At 44.5% G+C, this 19,337-nt stretch carries 16 protein-coding genes and 1 pseudogene; 7 read left to right on the top strand and 10 right to left on the bottom strand.

What is annotated here, in order from left to right; genetic code table 11:
* Positions 1–24: 24 nt before the first annotated feature.
* Complete coding sequence (locus V6N89_RS01560; protein WP_346993315.1) at positions 25–1,164, bottom strand: hypothetical protein; 1,140 nt, start codon at positions 1,162–1,164, stop codon at positions 25–27.
* A gap of 82 nt (positions 1,165–1,246) precedes the next feature.
* Between V6N89_RS01560 and V6N89_RS01555 the strand changes: the two genes are divergently transcribed.
* A complete protein-coding gene (locus V6N89_RS01555) occupies positions 1,247–1,405 on the top strand; it encodes a hypothetical protein (RefSeq protein ID WP_338519847.1) in 159 nt (52 codons plus the stop codon).
* Here V6N89_RS01555 and V6N89_RS01550 read toward each other — a convergent pair.
* Positions 1,402–1,905: an HAD family hydrolase gene (locus V6N89_RS01550; protein ID WP_431189758.1), complete on the bottom strand. Its 504-nt coding sequence runs from the start codon at positions 1,903–1,905 to the stop codon at positions 1,402–1,404. The genes V6N89_RS01555 and V6N89_RS01550 overlap by 4 nt on opposite strands.
* A gap of 230 nt (positions 1,906–2,135) precedes the next feature.
* On the opposite strand from V6N89_RS01550, the gene V6N89_RS01545 reads away from it, so the two are divergent.
* The 3 genes from V6N89_RS01545 to V6N89_RS01535 all read left to right on the top strand — a co-directional run bounded on the left by V6N89_RS01545 (position 2,136) and on the right by V6N89_RS01535 (position 4,933).
* The gene (locus V6N89_RS01545) at positions 2,136–3,020 is read left to right on the top strand and encodes a DMT family transporter (protein ID WP_338519846.1); all 885 of its coding nucleotides are present in this window, start codon (positions 2,136–2,138) and stop codon (positions 3,018–3,020) included.
* Positions 3,021–3,143: 123 nt separating this feature from the next.
* Positions 3,144–4,106, top strand: a complete 963-nt coding sequence (locus V6N89_RS01540; RefSeq protein WP_346993314.1) for a hypothetical protein — start codon at positions 3,144–3,146, stop codon at positions 4,104–4,106.
* 5 nt (positions 4,107–4,111) lie between these two features.
* Positions 4,112–4,933: a GGDEF domain-containing protein gene (locus tag V6N89_RS01535; RefSeq protein ID WP_346993313.1), complete on the top strand. Its 822-nt coding sequence runs from the start codon at positions 4,112–4,114 to the stop codon at positions 4,931–4,933.
* Here the strand turns inward: V6N89_RS01535 and V6N89_RS01530 are convergent.
* Both V6N89_RS01530 and V6N89_RS01525 read right to left on the bottom strand, forming a co-directional pair.
* Entirely contained in the window at positions 4,930–6,156 is a 1,227-nt protein-coding gene (locus V6N89_RS01530; protein ID WP_338519844.1) for an acyltransferase family protein, read from the bottom strand. The genes V6N89_RS01535 and V6N89_RS01530 overlap by 4 nt on opposite strands.
* 97 nt (positions 6,157–6,253) lie before the next feature.
* On the bottom strand, positions 6,254–6,868 hold the full coding sequence (locus tag V6N89_RS01525; RefSeq protein WP_338520194.1) for a CIA30 family protein: 615 nt from the start codon (positions 6,866–6,868) through the stop codon (positions 6,254–6,256).
* A 331-nt stretch (positions 6,869–7,199) separates the two neighbouring features.
* Between V6N89_RS01525 and V6N89_RS01520 the strand changes: the two genes are divergently transcribed.
* Positions 7,200–8,831, top strand: a complete 1,632-nt coding sequence (locus V6N89_RS01520) for an RNA polymerase sigma factor (protein ID WP_338519843.1) — start codon at positions 7,200–7,202, stop codon at positions 8,829–8,831.
* Between the two features lie 6 nt (positions 8,832–8,837).
* Here V6N89_RS01520 and V6N89_RS01515 read toward each other — a convergent pair whose 3' ends face one another.
* The 3 genes from V6N89_RS01515 to V6N89_RS01505 form a co-directional block, all read right to left on the bottom strand.
* On the bottom strand, positions 8,838–10,376 hold the full coding sequence (locus V6N89_RS01515; protein ID WP_338519842.1) for a trehalase family glycosidase: 1,539 nt from the start codon (positions 10,374–10,376) through the stop codon (positions 8,838–8,840).
* Positions 10,373–11,620: an MFS transporter gene (locus V6N89_RS01510; protein ID WP_346993312.1), complete on the bottom strand. Its 1,248-nt coding sequence runs from the start codon at positions 11,618–11,620 to the stop codon at positions 10,373–10,375. The genes V6N89_RS01515 and V6N89_RS01510 overlap by 4 nt, the downstream gene beginning before the upstream one ends.
* Before the next feature lie 97 nt (positions 11,621–11,717).
* Positions 11,718–12,734 (bottom strand): LacI family DNA-binding transcriptional regulator, encoded by a 1,017-nt coding sequence (locus tag V6N89_RS01505; RefSeq protein ID WP_338520193.1) that lies wholly within the window; start codon positions 12,732–12,734, stop codon positions 11,718–11,720.
* A gap of 310 nt (positions 12,735–13,044) precedes the next feature.
* Here V6N89_RS01505 and V6N89_RS01500 point away from each other — a divergent pair.
* Both V6N89_RS01500 and V6N89_RS01495 read left to right on the top strand, forming a co-directional pair.
* A pseudogene (locus V6N89_RS01500) lies at positions 13,045–15,307 on the top strand (TonB-dependent receptor).
* Positions 15,308–15,478: 171 nt separating this feature from the next.
* Positions 15,479–16,150 carry a haloacid dehalogenase type II gene (locus V6N89_RS01495; RefSeq protein WP_338519840.1) on the top strand — a complete coding sequence of 224 codons (672 nt, stop codon included), beginning with the start codon at positions 15,479–15,481 and terminating at the stop codon, positions 16,148–16,150.
* Between the two features lie 76 nt (positions 16,151–16,226).
* Here the strand turns inward: V6N89_RS01495 and V6N89_RS01490 are convergent, their stop codons facing one another.
* The 3 genes from V6N89_RS01490 to V6N89_RS01480 form a co-directional block, all read right to left on the bottom strand.
* Entirely contained in the window at positions 16,227–16,487 is a 261-nt protein-coding gene (locus V6N89_RS01490; RefSeq protein WP_338519839.1) for a hypothetical protein, read from the bottom strand.
* A 395-nt stretch (positions 16,488–16,882) separates the two neighbouring features.
* Complete coding sequence (locus tag V6N89_RS01485) at positions 16,883–17,290, bottom strand: chemotaxis protein CheW (protein WP_431189780.1); 408 nt, start codon at positions 17,288–17,290, stop codon at positions 16,883–16,885.
* 90 nt (positions 17,291–17,380) lie between these two features.
* On the bottom strand, positions 17,381–19,330 hold the full coding sequence (locus tag V6N89_RS01480) for a chemotaxis protein CheW (RefSeq protein ID WP_346993310.1): 1,950 nt from the start codon (positions 19,328–19,330) through the stop codon (positions 17,381–17,383).
* Positions 19,331–19,337 lie beyond the last annotated feature (7 nt).

Here is a 19,337-nt window from a genome sequence, read left to right as displayed (position 1 = left end):
GATTTAAGGGAGCTGTAAGTGCACCTAGGTTTCTTTATCTAGAACTAAGTTCCCTTTTCGAGTTTTCACAATGAAATCAGAATGCTCATTTATTCCAAACTCTTGAATGTTGCTTCTGAAAACTGTGTCGCCTGCATGAACCAAGTTGATAGATTGGTGTGTTGATGAAAGTGAAATTAATCCTAACTGTGATGAGGCAAGCAGTAACTCCTTTGACTGAGTTTCTCTTATTCTGGTTATACTCTTTATCTCTTCTGATGATAAAAGGGGGGCCATGAAATTGGGTTCTTTTAGTACATCTCCTTTTAATTCAAACAGGCCACCAGCAGCAACATAGACATCATTATTTGAGGAGAGGTAAACATCAGACATTGCGTACGCAGATTTAGATGTTTTTTCAAAAGGAAAGAAACTTTTTGTCTCAGTTTTGAAATTATGTATGTAAAGCCCTTCTCTACCACCTACAAACATAAATTCTTTTGATATCGAAACAGTATTAATTGACGCTAATTCAGGGAATACTGTCTTAACGGGTAACCTATCTACGGTTCGGCCAGCAACATCAATTTTTAATAAATGCTCTTCAGATGAAACATAGGCTGTCACATTGTTTTGAGCAGAAATGGAAAACGCTTTGTATACCTTACCGACTCCTATTTCGTCTGCCCAACCTTGAATTTTACCAGTACGCAAGTCGGCTACGATCACGCCTTGTATGAGTGATACAACCAAACTCCCTTCTAGCTCTTGAATTTTCCAGGCATACTTAGGCCATTTTTCATTTGTGAATTGTTGTGTTGCGACCCCGCTTTCAAGGTCATACGAGAAAACACCAACGCCATACTCTACAATCCAAAGGTTGCCATTCAGGCCAAGAGAGAGATCGGATACAGTCCCGTTAATTTTTGTTTGGTTGAAATCGATTGATTCAGAACGTCCACCTAAAAGATGAAAGACACCATTTTCAGAAGCTATAAAAGTGGATTCTTTTACAACTTCAATATCCCTGATTATTCCTGAAGGAGTACCTGCAAACTTGGTTTTACCATCTAGAGTGTTTCCAAAGGCATAAGCGTTGTTATCGAACAAAAACAGAAAAACGATCAAAAATGAGCCAAGTGAGTGCTTAGCACACCCAATAATACCTAGAGTCTTGATTCGCATATCCATATGTCCTTTTTTTGCCTACTCTTTTCAATGCTCGATGAGCACTATTTAGTTTTTCTTAAAAGAAAGGAGTCTGCCTATGAATATCGAACAAAATTTAGACATGCAAGAGCTATCTGAAGAAGATTATACTAAAGTATATGGCGGCCAAGGGTGTGGCTACTTGATAGCTATGGATGTAGTCAATGCACTTCCCGAGGTGCCAGTGCCACCCGATGGACAATCAATAGATATCTAAACCAACAACCACTTCATCCCAGCATTTTCGGCGGCTTGCTGGTCATAAATAAAGTCGCCTACGTACAGGCAGTCTTCCGGTTGAAGCTGCCATGTATCAGCTACCATTAACAGCGCCGTTGGGTCTGGCTTGGCGGGTGCATCTTCGCGGGTTAGCACGTAATCAATGGGTATATTGTTGTTGGCAAGTTTTATGGCTGTGGCTTCGCGGCAGTTACGGGTCACTATGGCCATAGGCAAATTATGAGCCTGCGCTTTTTCCACCATTTCCTTACCAATGGCTAGCCATTTGGCGTTTTGTGCATCGTCTAGTTCGTGCTGCAAAATGGTGTTGTGAGCATTGGCTTTGGTTTTCTCGCAGGCGATAGCATCAACAAAGGTAAGAATATCTTCATGCTGCGGGCAGCCAATGTCGGCGCGCATTTTTGTGAAATTTAGGCTCGACTCTACCAATGTACCGTCTAAGTCGAAAATTACCCCTTTAATACCGTCTAGGTTCATACCCTGCCCTTGTATTTTGTTATGCCGTTGTAGTTTTTGCACATGCGCAAACGTAGTCGCGAACTCTGCCAGTTTTAGCGCCAGTAAAACAGTTACGTTTACATTAAACCTTTGGTTTTTTGTGTATGAATTGGTTCAACAATTTAAGTTTACCAAAACAAGGGCTTGCATTAGCATAGCCGCTCTTTTTCAGTATGCTTTTTGGGCATGTCTTTTTTAACAGGTTGTTTATGGGTGTTTTTGCTGCGCTAGGTACTGCGCTTTGTTGGGCTATTGCCGCACGGCTTTTTGTTGGCACTGGCAACGCGTTTTCTCCACTTACCATGAATTTCTGGAAGGGCCTTATTTCTATTGCCATACTGGCCGCGGTTTTAGTGTTTGTACAACCAACGGGGTTAACCACTAACACCGTTTTATGGCTGTTGCTTAGCGGTTTTATTGGTATAGGCATTGGCGACACGTGCTTTTTTAAGGCCTTGCAAAGTATTGGCGACAGCCAAGCAGTGCTGGTTGCAGAAACCCTTGCTCCGCTTTTTACGGCGCTATTTGCCATGGCCTTTATTGGCGAGTGGATAACCTGGCAACAATGGATAGGCGTGGCTGTGGTGTTACTGTCTGTCGACATGGTTATAAAAGCACGCAAACGCAGCTCAACCCATGTTTTTGCCACCAGCGGTTATTTATACGGCGTTGGTGCGGCCTTGTGTCAGGCCGTAGGTGCCGTGGTTAGCCGCGACATATTAAGTGCAGGTGAAATAGACGCCGCCAGTGCCGCATTTTTACGCTTAGTGGGTGGAATGTTTTTTGTGGTGCCTTTTATTGCACTTACCAAAACCAAGTTCATGCCAAGTATTGAAAATGGCTCGCGCGTTTGGCCAGCTTTTGTAGTGGCAACGCTGTTAGGTACTACCGCAGCTATTTACTTACAAATGTTTGCATTTGCCTATGCCAAGGCCGCTGTAGTGCAAACACTCATTGCAACCAGCGCACTAATGTCGCTAGGCGTTGCGTGGGTGCTGGGCGAAAAAGCCACCAAAGCAACGGTTGTTTGGTCGGCCATTGCGCTTGTCGGCGTGGCTATTTTAGTTAGCTTTGGCACGTCAGGCGCACACTAATATATTAATATTAAAGGGGTTTATTTATAATTAGTCACATATTTAATTAAGATTTTGTACTAGTTTTGTAGTAGTTCCGGCTTCAAATAGATATGATGAAGAAAAAAGAACAAAATTGTTTTCATGTATCGTAAAGCTAGTTTAATTTTTTCAGCGTTTATAAGCCTCTTTATGTTGGCGCTGCCTACGGCTGCCAATGATGAAATAAACGTCATTATCAAAAAAATGCAAACCCCTTCATGGGATTGCCCTCTGCCCTCGCTTCAGGACGAGCTTGAAGACACGCTTAAGTTAACGTCGTTAACCGACAAACAGCGCTTTGAATTATCTGCCGCCAAGGGGCAGTTTTTAATTTGCGAAGGAAAGCTTAAAGAAGCACTAACACTGCTTAACACTATTACCTCTCAAGAAGATATCGACACAGACAGTTACGCCTATGCGTCAGCAATTTATCAAATTGGTTTTGTGTACGATATGCGCGAACACCCTACGCGCTGCGAATACTATAACCAGGCTCAGCAAATTTCGTCACCAGAAAAACACAGCGATATTTTTACCAGTGCGTCGCTGGGTTTAATTACTTATTGTTCAGACAACGCTGATGAAGCCGAGCGACTAAGTAAAATGTTTAGCGTGCTTCAACGTTATTCAGACGACGGTAGCCCTGCAGAGCTTGCTCACATTCACAACTCGATTGGGTTGCTGTATGGCGATCTTGAGCAACACGCCCTTGCTGCCGAGCAGTACATCAAGGCACACGAAATGGGCCTTAAAGTGTATAAAGGTAGCAATAAGCTAAGTATTTTGATTAGTGCTATAGTGTCGCTACTTGCTAGCGGACAAACCGATGAGGCGTATCAACGCATACTTGAATACGGGTCAATTAATAGCGAAGTAAACACGCCGCTTACTAATTACTACTATCAATATGCGCTGTCGTACTACTACCGCAAAACGAAAAACTACAGCCAACTTGCGTATACATTACCTGACCTTAAAGAAGCAGGTTCTAAGGTTTCAAGTTCACTTGCCCCCTATTTTACAACTGGCATAAAACTGAAGTTTGTCTTTACAACAAAGACTTAGCTTGTGTGCAAGATTATTTAGACAGCCTTGGCGGCAAGGATGTATTCATACCCGTAAACTTTAGAACAAACCTAGATTACCTAAGCTTTAATTTGGCGATGTATATTGCGCTAGGCGATCTTAAACGGGCAAAGTTAGCCAACGAAGTGTTTTCAGCAGAGGCTGAAAAGCGTCGAATTATGAATCAAGACTCTGCTCGCATACTTAGTGCCGCCGATTTACGAAGCCGCATTTACAATCTTGAATCAGAAATAGAAGCTGCAGAGAGACTGCGGCAGAATACGCTTTTTGCTGCCGTTACCATTTTTGTACTTATTAGTTTAATTACAGGCTATGTGCTGCGTAAAAAGCATTTGGCCAGTAAAGCTATCGACCCGGTAACACAACTACTTAACGCAGACACCGCAATAAATCGTATAAATGCGCTTGATACGCCAAAGCCAGGTAGAGCTATTGCTATCGCCATTTTTGATATTAGCAACCTTCGTGAAATTACTGGTCGATTGGGCGTCACAAAAAGTGATGCAGCGCTGCGCCAGATTGCTCAAACGCTACAAAACACCACCCGCGGCAATGACATTTTAGGGCGCTTTGGTACCGAACAATTTATTTTATGTCTTCACAATATTGAAGAGCGCAGCGCGCGTTCTTTCTTCGAGCGCATGCAAGCCGCGCTAGATACCACTTTTGATAATAACGTGAACGACCAACACATTAGCGTCGACTCTAAAATGAGTATTTTTATTGCTAATGAGAAGATTTCAGACTTAAACGATATTCTTAATGAATTAGTCATGTCTATCGATATGAATAGTCGCGTAGTTTAATACGCGACTTTGCCCTTCAATACTTTGCCAATAAATGTGTGCTTTACCATTAACGAGTAAGTGACTAGCGATATCGCTACCGTTAAGCCGCATACACTCAGCCATTTAATTGCCCAGTGGTACTCAAGCTCGGCTACTGCAATTTGCAGCCATACCACTATGGGCAGGTGAATGAGGTACATCCAATACGAGGCGTCGGCGACGTATCTCACCCATTGTCGTTTTGTAGAGAAAAGGCGCCGACACACACTGATAGTAACGGGAACGAGCGTCCACATCACCACGGCATAGCAAAGACAGAAAAGGGCTTTCAACCACAAATAATCAGGGTGCCCCTGCTGCATTTCGTACTCGGTTAATACAAGTGAAATTCCCAGCGCAACTATTCCCAACAAACCTTTTACCACACTGATATTTGTGAAGCTCATAAACAGCGTCTGGTTGGCATACAATGTATAGCCAACTAAAAACCACCCCAAATACAGCAAAAAAGCGGGCCAATGTATGGCAAGTGATTGATCTGGCGTGTCGATGCCCCAGCCATTCATAAACCACAAGCACGCCGCAGTAGGCACAATGCACAGTATGCTTTTAACCATAAAACGCGTAGCTGAACTAACACGGCTCTTTACTGTATTTACAGGTGTGGATGGATTGGCGCTTAATAACCTATTCAACCAGCTAAGCCATTGCGTTTTTTGTAGTTCAAACACACTTGCCAACGATCTTAATGCCAGCACTGTGCCCGTAACCAATAGAAGGTAGTATAAAAACCAAAGGTGCGTGCCTATCAAAAAGTTTGTTGGCAAGGCCGAAAACACCTCAAGCGACTGCCCTATGGTTGCGGCAAAATCTATGTCTCCACGCATACTTTGCCCACCTGCAACCCAACCAGCCACAATAAGCGGCCGTAGTATTATCCAGCCAACCAGCAAAGGTAGGGCAAGTTTGGTAAGCCGTGAAACTATGAAACGTTTATTATCTGTTCTTTTAAGCGCCATACATGTGAAATAGCCTGCAATGAGAAAAAACAGCGGCATACGAAAGGTGTGGCTGATAAATACAAAAATTGCCACAGCATAGCTTGTCGACGTGTCCATTACTGCCCACCCAATAAAGATAGGCATAAACGACAGGCCAGCGTGAAATACTACGCCTAGCAGCAGCGCCAATGCTCGCACGGCATCTAAATAATAGAGCCTTTGATCTTGTCCATTAGTCATGTGTTGTTTCCATAATGTCTGGCATATTTCGCTTAGTGAGTAGCCTAGCTAGTCGCTTTTGCATTCATAAGCATGTATTAAGTTGCCGAAGCATGCACTAGTAAAAGCGCACGTCGTCTACTTCAAAATCGAACGCGGCTTTTTGCATGCTATAGGCAACAATACTTAAGCTATTTAGCGTTTTAGGGTTAAGCGCAGTTTGCTCTGACCACATGCGCTTCATATCAGAAAAAGGAATTGTGACTTCGTGAAACTTCCCATCTGCACGTACTGCTACAGATACGGCGTGGTAGTCAAAATTAGTTACCTCTGTGCTGTTTGCCGACACGCTAACATTACCTTTACTGACCTTAAGTCGTAGTTTTATACCTGTATGGGCGCTTGCATCAAAAGGTAGCCCTACCGTATTTAAGGGTATGACAGAACTTGCCCATCCAGGTTGGCCTCTAGGTGGTACTAGCTCACCCGTTACGTGCAGAACTCCGCTTTCAACGGTGTGTTTTGTAGTAGTGCCACCACCCGCTAACGAATCGTCTAAATACTGCCTTTCATGCCCGGTCGTCGCCAACACGCTATCTGAAAAGTCATCAATAACGGCTTGCGTGTTGTCATTGGCTATTGCTATGGGCGTGGCAAGTACAACACTTGCTGCGCTTGCAATAACCACATTGACTAGTGTTTTTGTCAATAATGCTCTTAGTGTTAATGTCATCACAGTACATATCCTCTTAACGTCACTTAGTTAGTAAAAATTTGGGGCTTACCCCCACTTGTTTGAAAAGCATTTTGGCGTTGCGGCAAATGCTATGCTGTATAAGTGACGCGAGACGCAGAAAAGGTGACAACAAAAAAAACCTTTTTTGTATTTTGATTAGAGCGTGTTGCGAAAAATTTATTTAGGGTTGTAGAAAAAAATTTGTCACCTTTTACAAAGTAAGTGGCACTTAGTATTAGAAGTCGTAGTTGCTCATTGATTTATTCCTGTGGCAACAGGTAATAAACCCTTACAACTCATGTAAAGATAAGTCATATAAAGAGAAGCCATGTTTAGAAAACGTATAGCGCTTAACACTGCCGATGATGCCACCTTAGTTATGCACTCTTTGGGTGGCAATCGCGATGCGTTTTGCGAAATTGTCACCCGTTATCAAAACTTAATGTGTTCATTGGCTTACTCGTCAGTTGGCGACATAAAGCAAAGCGAAGATATCGCTCAGGAAGCCTTTATAGATGCATGGACAAAACTAGATACCTTGCGCGACCCCGAAAAGCTTAAAGCATGGCTTTGCGGGATCTTACGTTTTAAAGTGAGTCATCACCGTCGAAAAGAACACAAATATGTTAGCGCCTCAAGCGACATGTCTTCACCTTTAGCGCAGTACGACGGAACTGATGCCGCCAATGAAATCATTACAACCAGCAACTTAGACGAACAAGCCATTTCACAGCAACAACAAACACTTATGTGGAATGTACTGGAAGGCATGGAAAGCACCTACCGAGAACCGCTTATTCTATTTTACCGAGAACAACAGTCAGTAGAGCGTGTAGCACAAGAACTGGACCTTACGGTAGATACAACAAAGCAACGCCTTTCACGCGGCCGCAAGCTGCTAAAAGCAGCAATGTCTTCATTTGTTGAAGAGTCACTGAAAAGCACCAAACCAGGCGTGGCATTTACCGCAGCGGTTGTTAGTGCCATCAGCACAGTATCTCCCCCCGCAAAAGCAGCCGCGTATGGCGCTGGCGCTGCCAAAGCCAGTAGCTTCTTCACTTTTTCGGCCTTTATTGCCCTCTTAGCTAGCGCATCAGGCTTTATAAGTACATTTTTTGGGCTTCAGGCAGCCCTTGCACAAACTCGCACAGTTAACGAAAGAAACCTCGTCGTTAAAACCGTTGTTGTTTTTATGTCGTGGGCAATAGCCTTTGTGGTGGGACAAATTGCATTTAAATATACAGCGCTAGCCATACCTGATCAGGCTCTGTTGTTTACCGTGCTATCGCAATTACTGGTTTTCGCCTTCGTGTTTGCCTATTTACGCCTTGTGGGCCAAATGGTTAACGCGATGAAAACGTTAAGAGCGCAAGAGCGGCTTTTTAACCCACATGCATTTAAAGATAGCGCCTCGCAAAAAGGTGCGAAGCAGCGAGAAATAATAAGCCGGATACGCATTTTTGGTGTGCCGCTTTTTCACTTTCAGTTTGGTATGCCAGAGGACAATTACGAGCCTGCGCGGGGTTGGATATGTGGGGGTAGCTATGCCTACGGCTTACTGTTTGCGTGGGGTGGTGTTGCGGTTGCTCCGATTAGTGTAGGAATAGTATCAGTAGGTGTAATAACGGTAGGTGCCGTGGGTATTGGTGCGTTAAGTCTTGGCACTGTAGCTATTGGCATTATAGGTTTTGGTGCTTCTGCGGTGGCATACAATGCCTATGCTTCGCTATCTTCACTTGGCTGGCAAAGCGCATTCAGCCAAGGCTTTTCTGTGGCAAAAGAGGCTGCCATTGGCCCCTTCGCATATGCAGAGCATATTAACAATGAAACCGCAGCTGGTATTGCTCAGCTTCGTCTGTTCGACGCCAACTACCCCTGGCTTTTGGCGCTAATTGCATTACTTGTTATTGTACCTGCCGCATGGCACTCCCATACCGTGCGCAAGCGTATGAAAGTGTGATTTAATTTAGATGGCACCTGAGGCGGCTAAATACGTTTTAAAGCGCGTATAAACGCCGTTTGTCCAGCCAAATCCAAGCTGTACTTCGTACTCACCGCCACCTGCTTTGATATTGGGTTCGCACACATTGTACTTTTCTAGAAGCACGCCGTTTTGTGCAAAACTATCTTCTATGGTGGTACAAAAACGGCGCATAATGCTTATAGCCTGTCGCTCGTAACCGTATCGCTTTAAGCCCTCGGCAGCAAAAAGCTGTAGTGGCGCCCAGCCGTTCGGTGCGTCCCATTGTTGAGATGTCTCTTGCACTGTTGTTACTACACCACCTGCTTTTAGCAAATGCGACGATAATGTCGCTTCTACAGCTTTAGCTTGCGCTTTATCTGCAATACCAACAAAGAGTGGCACTGTCATAGCAGCAGAAACAACGTTGGTAATTTGGTGCGTTGGGTAATGAAAATCAAAATATCCTTGCTTTTCTTCACTGTATAAATAGGTGTTTATGGCTTTTACCCTACGCTCTTTTGCGCTTTGATAGACATTCGCTTCACCACCTTGTGTGACCGACGCCAGCGTCTCTTCAAGGGTAACTAACAGTGCATTTAAATCGATGGGTATTATTTCTGTAGTGCGAATACTTGAAAGCTCGTCGGCATTTTCAAGCCAGCGGGAGCTAAAGTCCCACCCAGACTCACATGCAGCACGAACATGTTGATAAAAGGCCGCTTTATCAGCACCGATAAGTTCGGCGGTTTCAATGTCTTCACGATAAGATTCGGGGCGAGGTGTCGCCTCACTGTCAAAATATCGGTTTAACTGTGCGCCACATGGCATTGTGATAACGCGTAAAGGGGCATTCGCACCTTGGTTCATCCAAAACGCATATTCTTTTTTCATCCCCTCAATTGCATATTCTTTTTGAGATGGCGTTAAATGCGCTTCAAGCAATTGATAAAATAGCGCAAGAATAGGCGGCTGACTTCGCGAGTAATAGTAAGCGCGGTTACCGTTTGGTATACAGCCTACCTCGTTTAAAATATCAACGAAGTTTTCTAACATATTGATAGCCATATTTACTCGTCCGGCATCAATAAGCCCTAACGCAGTAAAATAGCTATCCCAATAGTATATCTCTCTAAAGCGACCGCCCGGGACAATGTATGGTCGGCTCAACGCAATAAGGCTGTCTTTGTGCTGAACATCAGGCGTCCTTGTCAGCACATCCCACATCGACTCGATGTAATATGAAACGCTATCAAACGCTGTATTTGCGATCGCGTTGTCTGAACTTGGTATCACAAAGTGCTGCTTCACAAACGCCGCTAAGTCGATGTTTTCCCCACTTGACGCTGCCGCTTTTACCTCAGCATTGTACAAACTCAGCACCTCAGGCAATTCAGTTTTCACTATGGCATCGGCAAAGGTTTTGCTGTCTTTGAACAGTGCAGCCATTTGCACGTCTTTAAACAAATCACTTTCAAAGAACGCAAGGCTGTCTTTCCAGTTGTGTTTCATATCACCAGCACCACTATTCAGCTGCGAAGTCATAAGGCGTCTCCCGCTGTTTTTGTTTGCATGGATGCCGATGCTTTTCTGAAAAAGAACAGCGTAATCACCAGCATTGCAATAGGTACCAGTGACAAATAAAAGGCTTGTTGCCCACCAACAGCACCAAAAACAAAGCCAGTTACAATAGAGCCGGTGGTGCCGCCAAGTGCAGAAAACACCACGATAAGCCCAGTCATGGGGGCGTGCTGCTGTTGCGGTAGCGCACTTAACATCACCGAATTAATGACAGGGTAGATAGGCGCCATCATTAAACCGATAAGAGGGATCAAAAACGCAGCTAACGGCGCGTCTGACCAGCTACCTATTGTTGCACCAGACACATTTTCTGCCATTGGAAGGCTTAACAGCATCACCACCGCCATGCCTGCAAGACAGATATTCAAAAATGGGTACCAGTTCATACGCGTTAACACTGCGCCAGCCGTTAACCGCCCCACCGCTAGCGCTACAGCAAAAATACTGGTTATTTGAATGCTAACTTGAGTGGGTAACCCCAATACTTCTTTATTGAAAGTAGGCAGCCATGAACCAATGCCTTGTTCAATAAGCACGTATAGGAAAATAGAAAAAATAAACACTAATACCAGTGGCTTGTACGCTAGTTTGAGCATGCTTAAGAACTCGCGACTCATGCTAGCTGTACTCGCGTGCTCGACCTTCTTAATAGGTGCAATAGCGACAATGACACACGTAAACGCTACCAATGCAGCAAGCAAGTAATACACATTTAGCCATGACAACGACGCGTCATTGGTAGGGTCAATAAACCCAGCAAATACCCAATACCCAGACAATACGCCCAACATAAAAATACCTTCAACCGTATTCATTAACGACGAATGTGTTTTGGTAGAAGAGGAAAGCTGCCCGATGATGGCGTAAACAGAGACTTTAACTAGTGCAAATGCGGTTCCAATGCATGCAAATAGCACTTTAATAAACCAAAAACTAGCAATGGATGGTGTTGCAGCACAGGCAACGGTCACTAGGGCAAGGCCTATCAACATGGCGACTTTGTAGCCCATTCTTGGAATAAAGCTGGCTACTAAAAAGGAGACAATGGCTATAGAGAGATCTTTAAACCCCTCTAGCGTACTCGCCTGAGGTTTACTGATGTCAAAGCTGTTGATGGATTGCAGAATGACTGTGCCCACACTATTGAGCAATATGGCAAAGACATAATAACTAATTGCAATTGCAGCAATGACCATCAAACGCGACATGTGTAAACACTCTGTTAACTAATTTAGCTGGAGTGTAATCTTAAGAATCAAAAAATGCAAACGTTTGCATTCTCAAGTTCATATTCGAGCCTCTCTGCTATTTTGTCGAGCGTCTTGTTACCAATGTTGTTTCAACAACTTGGCTTTGGGTTGCCATATTATTGAGCTGATTGATTAATTGCTCCACCATTAGCTCGGCAGCCTGCTGCGTGTTCTGCCTTATGGTTGTCAAAGAAGGGTGCATTAACTCGGCCAACGAAATATCGTCGTAACCAACAATACCCACATCGCTTGGTATGCCAACATAACGCTCTTTCAATGCTTTCAACGCGCCAAGCGCAACCATATCACTAACACAAACAATACCGTCGAAGTCTAAGCCATTCGCTTTTATACGCTCGTTTATACACTGATATGCCGCTTTAGACGTTATATCGATTGCACAAGTACAAGACGGGTCTACTGGTAAGTCTACGTCATCGTGAGCTTGCTCGTATCCCTTATGGCGCTCATGCATTTCGGCGTGCTCGGGATCACCTAGGAACAAAATACGCTTGGCACCTTGGCTAAGTAGATGCTGCGTTGCTCGATAGCCCCCTTCAAAATTGTCACCACCGACAATGGGATATGGCGCAGGTGTTTTGGCGTCTCCCCATACAACAATGGGCACGCCGCTTTGCGCTGCTAAATCAATTTTTTGCGTAGATTTGCCCTGACCAATAACCAAAATACCATCGGCACGTTGACTACGAATAAAGTAATTAGCCCAATCATCACTGGCCATAAATGAATTCGATAGCAGTAACTCGTAGCCCTTTGCATTAAGCGCTTGGTTTAGTTCACCTACAAGCTTAAGAAGAAATGGGTCGGTTGTGCTTTGCTCAGTGTTATCAATAAGGTTGAGAATAACGGCAATCACGTTGGTCTTTTGCGTACGTAAACGGCTTGCTGCGGCATTAATACTGAAATTATGGGTTTTTGCTAATGCCTGAATTTTCTCCCGTGTTTCTTTTTTAATTAACGGATTGTCTTTTAATGCACGCGATGCCGTAGAAGTGGACACTCCTGCGAGTTCGGCTAATGTTGCCAACGTCAATTTTGTATCAGATGCCAATGTATTTGTTCTCACTGTTATTCATGGTTGCACTGCCGCCCCACTTTACCTTTTAACGCAGCGCATTGCGCAAATCTGCGGTGTTATCGCGGTAATTTCTTTGTGCTATGGGCAATATAACCCACATTGGCTGCACGTAAAACCTTGTTAACAATATCCCACAAAAAATTTGCAATCGTTTGCATTTTATTCTTGCAATCGTTTGCAAACAGATCTATTTTGTTGCCAATCACGATGCGTATAACAATTTTGAAACCTGTTTAACGCATTCAGTTAACAACGCAATAAAACATTTTCGGGAGCACACACCATGAAAACGTTGTTTACAAGAGGAATGCTGGCGAGTGCAGTAGCGGTAGCACTAACGCAGCCCACCTTGGCGCAAGATGACACAACACAACTAAGCAGATGACAATACTGAAGTCATTATTGTGAGTGGTACGCCAGGTGGCGCAGGGATCAGAAAAATTGATGCAAGTTTTGCAGTAACCAATATCGATGCAAGTGACATTGAAAAACTAGCACCAAAATCGACTGCCGACTTATTTAAAGCTATTCCCGGTGTTTGGGTAGAAAGTTCAGGCGGTGAGTCTGGTGCTAACGTATTTGTAAGGGGTTTTCCCGGTGGTGGCGACGCGCCGTTTCTAACTATTGCGCTAGAAGGTTCACCTATTTATCCAGCACCTACGCTATCGTTCCTTGAGAATTCACAGCTGTTTCGTATTGATGAAACCATTGAAATGGTAGAAGGTTTGCGCGGTGGTCCAAACCCCGTAGTTAGCAATGGTCAGCCAGGCTTAACCACTAACTTCCGGCTTAAGCGCGGAAGCGAATCGACAGAGGCACTTGCCAAATATACGGTTTCTGACTTTGGACTAAACCGTATTGATGTGGTTGCGAGTGGTGCACTAGATGACGACCTTTACTACATGATTGGCGGCTACATTAAAAGCTCTGATGGTATTCGTGATGCGGGCTTCAACTCTGAAAAAGGTAATCAATTTACCATCAACATCACAAAAGCATTCAGTAAAGGCGAGCTAAACTTATATACGCGACAAACTGATGATCGCGGTACGTGGTATTTGCCAACGCCACTCAATGTTGCAGGCATTGATGCTAACTACACTCAAATTGGCCCATTAAATCGTCAAGCTACTATCGCTTATGGCCCAGAAGGTGCGACGACTGAGTCGTTCGATTTTGGTGAAGGCCGAGGATGGGATGGCCACGTTAGCGGTGGTAGTTTAAAACTAGAACTGGGTAACGACTGGCACCTAGTTGACCGCTTTAACCTAACAAAAGGTGAAGCCAATACATTCGGTCTTGTACCGAATGGCTCTGCAACCACGGTTGCCGCAGTTGCAGACAACGGCGAAACCGCAGTAGGCGCGGTTACGGGTACAGAATATTCAGGCGACACACCAATTCAGCAAATTGGCCGTTGGGTTGTACTGAAAGATATTGAAGCTTTTACAAACGACTTGGCTGTGTCGAAGAATTGGGAAAACTTTGATACCTCGTTTGGTATTTACACGGCGACCACTAAAGCAAATGACTGGTGGAGCTTAGGTAATACTGCATACCACGTGCTAGTACCAGGCGGTGAAGTGCTAGACGGAATAGAATGTAATTCTGACGCAGAAGGTTGTGATTGGAACTACGACATTAACTCTGTAGGCGATGCCAGCACGTTCGCGTTATATGCAACAACGACGTGGTACGCAACAGAAGACCTAAGTATTGACCTGGGCTTGCGTAGAGAAAACCACGAAGTTGCTTACTCGGTAGATGAAGGCTTAGATGGCGTTATCACCAAAGCGGTTGAGTACGATGAAACCAAAACATCTTGGACCATTGGTGCAAACTATGCGCTAACAGACAACAGCGGTGTATTTGCACGCATGAACCGCGGTTTCAAAATGCCATACTTTGACGATTTCCGTGACAACTATGGCGCATTCACAGGTGGCAACGATCTTATCCAGCAAGTCACGCAAGGCGAACTTGGTTATAAGTTCATGAACCAAGACATTCAGTTCTTTGCCACCTTGTTTGCTAACGAAGTACAGGGTGATACTTTTGTTCGTCGACCTGGTGCACCCGCTGAAATATTAACTAACGAAGCCTACGGTGTTGAGTTGGACGGACGCTATAGCCACGATTCAGGCTTCTCTGTTAGCGTAAACGCGACGCTGCAAGAAACAGAAATCACTGCTAGTGCAACCAATGAAGGTAATGAAGCACAGCGTCAGCCAGGTTGGCAGGTGCGCGTAACGCCAAGTTATGGCTTTGATATTGGCGATATGTATGCCACTGTCTACGGCACGCTTTCTGCGGTTGATGATCGCTTTGGTAATAACGAGAACACTGTTGTACTAGACGGTTACGAGAAAGTAGATGTCGGGGTAACCCTTGAGCCTACAGAGTCACTTAGACTGCAATTCTCTGTTGATAACTTAACTGACGAGCAAGGCATTACAGAAGGTGATCCGCGTAATCCAGATTCACCGAATGGTCGCTTTATCATGCCTCGCAGTATGCGATTGAGCGTGTCTTACATGTTCTTTTAATAGCATTGGTGTTAAACACAAGTAAGCGCCTAGCGCCGGCTTTTTTATTTGTGTACTGAGGCACTTAACCAACTAACATTAAATCTAAATTCACACTACCCTAGTATGTATTAAACGCTAATGTATGCGCGGGGACGCGCAGCAACGCATGTTATTTGGGAAGGAATCACTATGGCACCGAAAGCAATTATCTTTGATATCAACGAAACCTTACTTGATATGCAGGAAATTCGGCACGGCTTGGCTGACGTTCTAAACAATGACGAAAGCTTAGTTGATGTGTGGTTTGCTAATTTACTCCATCATAGTCTTGTCGATATTGCTTCATCACAGTATCACGATTTTATTGATATTGGCGCCGCAGCGTTAGTGATGGTCGCGCATAGCAAAGGTATAGCGCTAGATAACGAATTAGCCAAACAAACCATTGCCAAACACATAACATCTCTGCCCGCTCACAGCGATGTTGCCCCTGCACTTGAAGCACTTAAACAAGCAGGTTTTACGCTAGTTGCGCTATCTAACTCTTCTAAGCAAGGCTTAAGAGCACAGCTCAATCATGCCAATATAGACCACTATTTTGATCATATTCTTAGCGTAGAAACTATCCGGTCCTATAAGCCTCACCCTAGTGTCTATCATTGGGCCTGCAAGCAAGCGGGAGTAAGCCCAAAAGAAGCCATGATGGTTGCAGCACACGGCTGGGATGTCAGTGGCGCGAAGGCCACAGGCATGATGACCACATTTGTATCTCGGCCCGGAAAAATAATGTATCCACTGGGCTTACCGCCAGATCACACTGTTGCCACACTTGATGAGTTACTAGCGTGTATTAGCAAGTAGTCAACGGTTGGTTTGTCACCATTAAAAAAGCCTTGCAAACGTAAGGCTTTTTTAAGTTTATTACATAAAGATGTATTTAGAGCTTTGCCACTTCCTGAATGTTTGATTTGAAGCCTTTGGTGCCGCAAGAATTACGCTTTGTTTCTAGCGCGTTTAATTGGCGTTTTAACCATGATTTTTGAATGCCAGATTTGGCGGTGTCCATCTCTGTGCTTACGCGGGTAATTTCTTTACCGACATTTACACATTCTTTTTTATTTGGCTCGAAGCCACCGTTGGCCAATACAGATGAAGAGAATACTAAGGCTGATAGTGCAATAAGCGTTTGCTGTTTCATAAGAGTCCCCAACTACTCGTTTTTATCCCGGGTTTAGTTTCGTACCGTTAGAATTGGGCAACGCATTGCCCTCAAATCTGATTAGAAATATAGCAGCCCATTTCTGAGCATTGGGTGTTACAAAATATACGCTGTAATGAAAAACAGCTCATTATTTAGCACGGGATCCCACAAGTCGTTGTAAATTTTATTGTTATGAAAACAGACAACTTGGTTATTCTTTTACTTTCTTATCGATTCTTTATTCTTAACCACTCAACGGGGGGCCTATCCTTAGTATTGGCTACAGCAACAGCATTCTGTAGCAGCGTTACCCATCGTTAAGCGCCAGTATTACAACACTGATTAAACAGCGCCTCAAGTTACAATATCACTACACCTGTTCATTTGTTGTACTAGTCAGTAACAGCTGCCTCTTGCGCCACTAATCCAAGTTCGTCACTAGTAATGAGGCTTTCAATATTTACCAAAATCACCATATGCTCATCAATATCAGCTAATCCATGTAAGTAACGACTGTCGAATGCCACACCAAATTCTGGCGGAGGCAATACTTGCTCTTCCTCTAGACGGATAACATCAGACACACCGTCCACTACAATACCCACAATGCGCTGCTTAATGTTAAGCATAATAACAATGGTAAAGTCGTTGTACGTCGCCTCACCCACGTTAAACTTAATACGTAAATCGACAATGGGAACAATGTCACCACGTAAGTTGATGACACCTTTGATAAACGCTGGCGCATTGGCGATTTTTGTAACTTGCTCGTACCCTCTAATTTCTTTCACGGTAGTTATATCAAGGGCATAGTGTTCGTCACCAAGTACAAAGCTAAGATACTCTTTGTCTTGCCCACCGAGTAACCGCTTGTTGAAGGGAAGATTGACTCATGAAAGCAGCTCCTCTAATTGACTTGATGTGTAGGTAGTAGCAATGGAGTCCGCATCAATGATAAGCGCAACTTTGCCATCCCCCATGATGGTGGCCCCCGCAATACCCGCCACTTTTCTGTAGTGCAGTTCTAGGCTCTTTATTACAACTTGTTGCTGACCCACTAAAGCGTCAACCAAAATACCAAAACGCTTTTTGCTGCTTTCTAGCAATACCACAATGCCCTGTGTTGCCGACTTTTCAGCGCCATCAACGTCCATAAAGTCATATAAGGGCACTAGCGGCCAATACTGGTCGCGAACATACAATACGGTGTCATTACCTAAGGTTTTGAGCTGGTGTGCTTGCGGCTGAAACGACTCAACAATGTTCAACAACGGAATGACAAAAATTTGATTGCCCACAGACACACACATGCCATCAACGATGGCCAGCGTAAGCGGCAAATGGATAAAAAAAGCAGACCCCTCTCCCGCATTAGATTCAATATCTATACGCCCGCCGATAGATTCGATGTTTCGCCTAACTACATCCATGCCTACGCCTCGTCCAGATACGTCAGTGATGGCGTCTGCAGTAGAAAAACCTGGCTGAAAAATAAGTTGCCATACGGCACAGTCGGGCATGTCATCCGACACTGGCAGACCGTTGCTTTTTGCTTTAGCCAGTATTTTGTCTCGATGCAGGCCACCGCCATCATCGATAATACCAATAATAATGCTTCCGCCTTTTTGCTCTGCACTTAAAATAACGGTGCCCTTCGCTGTTTTACCCGCGGCTACGCGGTCTTCCGGGCTCTCTATACCATGATCGACACTGTTTCTTACAAGATGGGTAAGCGGGTCAACTAGCTTTTCAATCAAACTCTTGTCTATTTCTGTGCCGCCCCCTTGCAAAACCAACTCGACGTTCTTACCTAACTTACTGGCTAAGTCTCGCACAAGCCTGGGAAATCGGTTAAAGGTTGCGGTTAAGGGCAGCATGCGCATAGACATGACAGACTCTTGAATCTCGCGGGTGTTGCGCTGAAGTTCGTCAATAGCTAGCTGCAGCCGCTCACCTATCTGCCCATCAACTCCATGCCCAATCATCGACAGCATCGACTGCGTGATCACTAATTCACCCACTAAATTCACCATGGAATCTATTTTCAATGTGTCGACGCGAATGGAGACCGACTCTCTCGAAGCTACTTTCTTAGTCGATTGGTCGCTATCGACTCTACTTTTAGGCGCAGTAGGACTTGGCTTGTTTGAAAGACTATTACCAGCGTCCATGTCAGCCATCGTCAACGCAGGTGGAGGTGTAGGTGTAGGGGGTTGCTTGTCAGTGCTAGCAGGTGCTTCGTCATTATCGAAAAATCCAAACCCGTCTTCATCAGCGACATTTGATGTTTGAGAAGGAGTTTCATCCATATCGAAAAAGCCAAAGCTATCGTCTGTTTCAGTTTTAGCGGTCTCGGCATCAGGCGTGCTGCCATCGTCAAAGAAGCCAAAGCCATCTTCTTCAGCGTTTTGACAGCTCGAACTATCAGTATCAGAACTTTTCACTTCAGCTTGATTGTTAATAACAGCATTTAGCGCTGTAATACGATGCGCTATATCTTCTTCTGGTACAGCGGACTGGTGGCGATAGGCCTCTAATGTGGCTTTCAGAACATCTAGGGTTTCAAGCAGAACATTTATAGTGTCAGTGGTAACGCGAAGCTCACAGTTGCGGGCTTTATCGAGCAAGTTCTCCATTACATGCGTTAAATTCATCAGCGCATCAAACCCGAAAATGCCGCTGCCTCCTTTGATGGAGTGTGCTGCGCGAAAAATACTGTTGAGCTCTTCAGGATCAGGGGCGTCTACATTCAGCCCCATCAACAGCTGCTCCATGTCATCAAGGTGCTCTTCGCTTTCCTCAAAAAATACACTGTGAAATTGCTCAATATCAATGGTCATATTGAAT

It is taken from the genome of Alteromonas gracilis (genome assembly GCF_036870955.2).
Taxonomy (GTDB): Bacteria; Pseudomonadota; Gammaproteobacteria; order Enterobacterales; family Alteromonadaceae; genus Alteromonas; species Alteromonas gracilis_A.
The sequence above is the reverse complement of the archived record's forward strand: the minus strand, read 5'-3'. Positions and strand labels throughout refer to the sequence as shown.

Bases quoted from the DNA above. Each gene is read 5' to 3' on its own strand.
- V6N89_RS01545 (WP_338519846.1), top strand. From the start codon at position 2,136: ATGGGTGTTTTTGCTGCGCTAGGTACTGCGCTTTGTTGGGCTATTGCC.
- V6N89_RS01540 (WP_346993314.1), top strand. From the start codon at position 3,144: ATGTATCGTAAAGCTAGTTTAATTTTTTCAGCGTTTATAAGCCTCTTT.
- V6N89_RS01525 (WP_338520194.1), bottom strand. From the start codon at position 6,868: ATGACATTAACACTAAGAGCATTATTGACAAAAACACTAGTCAATGTG.
- V6N89_RS01510 (WP_346993312.1), bottom strand. From the start codon at position 11,620: ATGTCGCGTTTGATGGTCATTGCTGCAATTGCAATTAGTTATTATGTC.
- V6N89_RS01520 (WP_338519843.1), top strand. From the start codon at position 7,200: ATGTTTAGAAAACGTATAGCGCTTAACACTGCCGATGATGCCACCTTA.
- V6N89_RS01550 (WP_431189758.1), bottom strand. From the start codon at position 1,905: ATGAACCTAGACGGTATTAAAGGGGTAATTTTCGACTTAGACGGTACA.
- V6N89_RS01515 (WP_338519842.1), bottom strand. From the start codon at position 10,376: ATGACTTCGCAGCTGAATAGTGGTGCTGGTGATATGAAACACAACTGG.
- V6N89_RS01555 (WP_338519847.1), top strand. From the start codon at position 1,247: ATGAATATCGAACAAAATTTAGACATGCAAGAGCTATCTGAAGAAGAT.
- V6N89_RS01490 (WP_338519839.1), bottom strand. From the start codon at position 16,487: ATGAAACAGCAAACGCTTATTGCACTATCAGCCTTAGTATTCTCTTCA.
- V6N89_RS01480 (WP_346993310.1), bottom strand. From the start codon at position 19,330: ATGACCATTGATATTGAGCAATTTCACAGTGTATTTTTTGAGGAAAGC.
- V6N89_RS01560 (WP_346993315.1), bottom strand. From the start codon at position 1,164: ATGCGAATCAAGACTCTAGGTATTATTGGGTGTGCTAAGCACTCACTT.
- V6N89_RS01530 (WP_338519844.1), bottom strand. From the start codon at position 6,156: ATGACTAATGGACAAGATCAAAGGCTCTATTATTTAGATGCCGTGCGA.
- V6N89_RS01495 (WP_338519840.1), top strand. From the start codon at position 15,479: ATGGCACCGAAAGCAATTATCTTTGATATCAACGAAACCTTACTTGAT.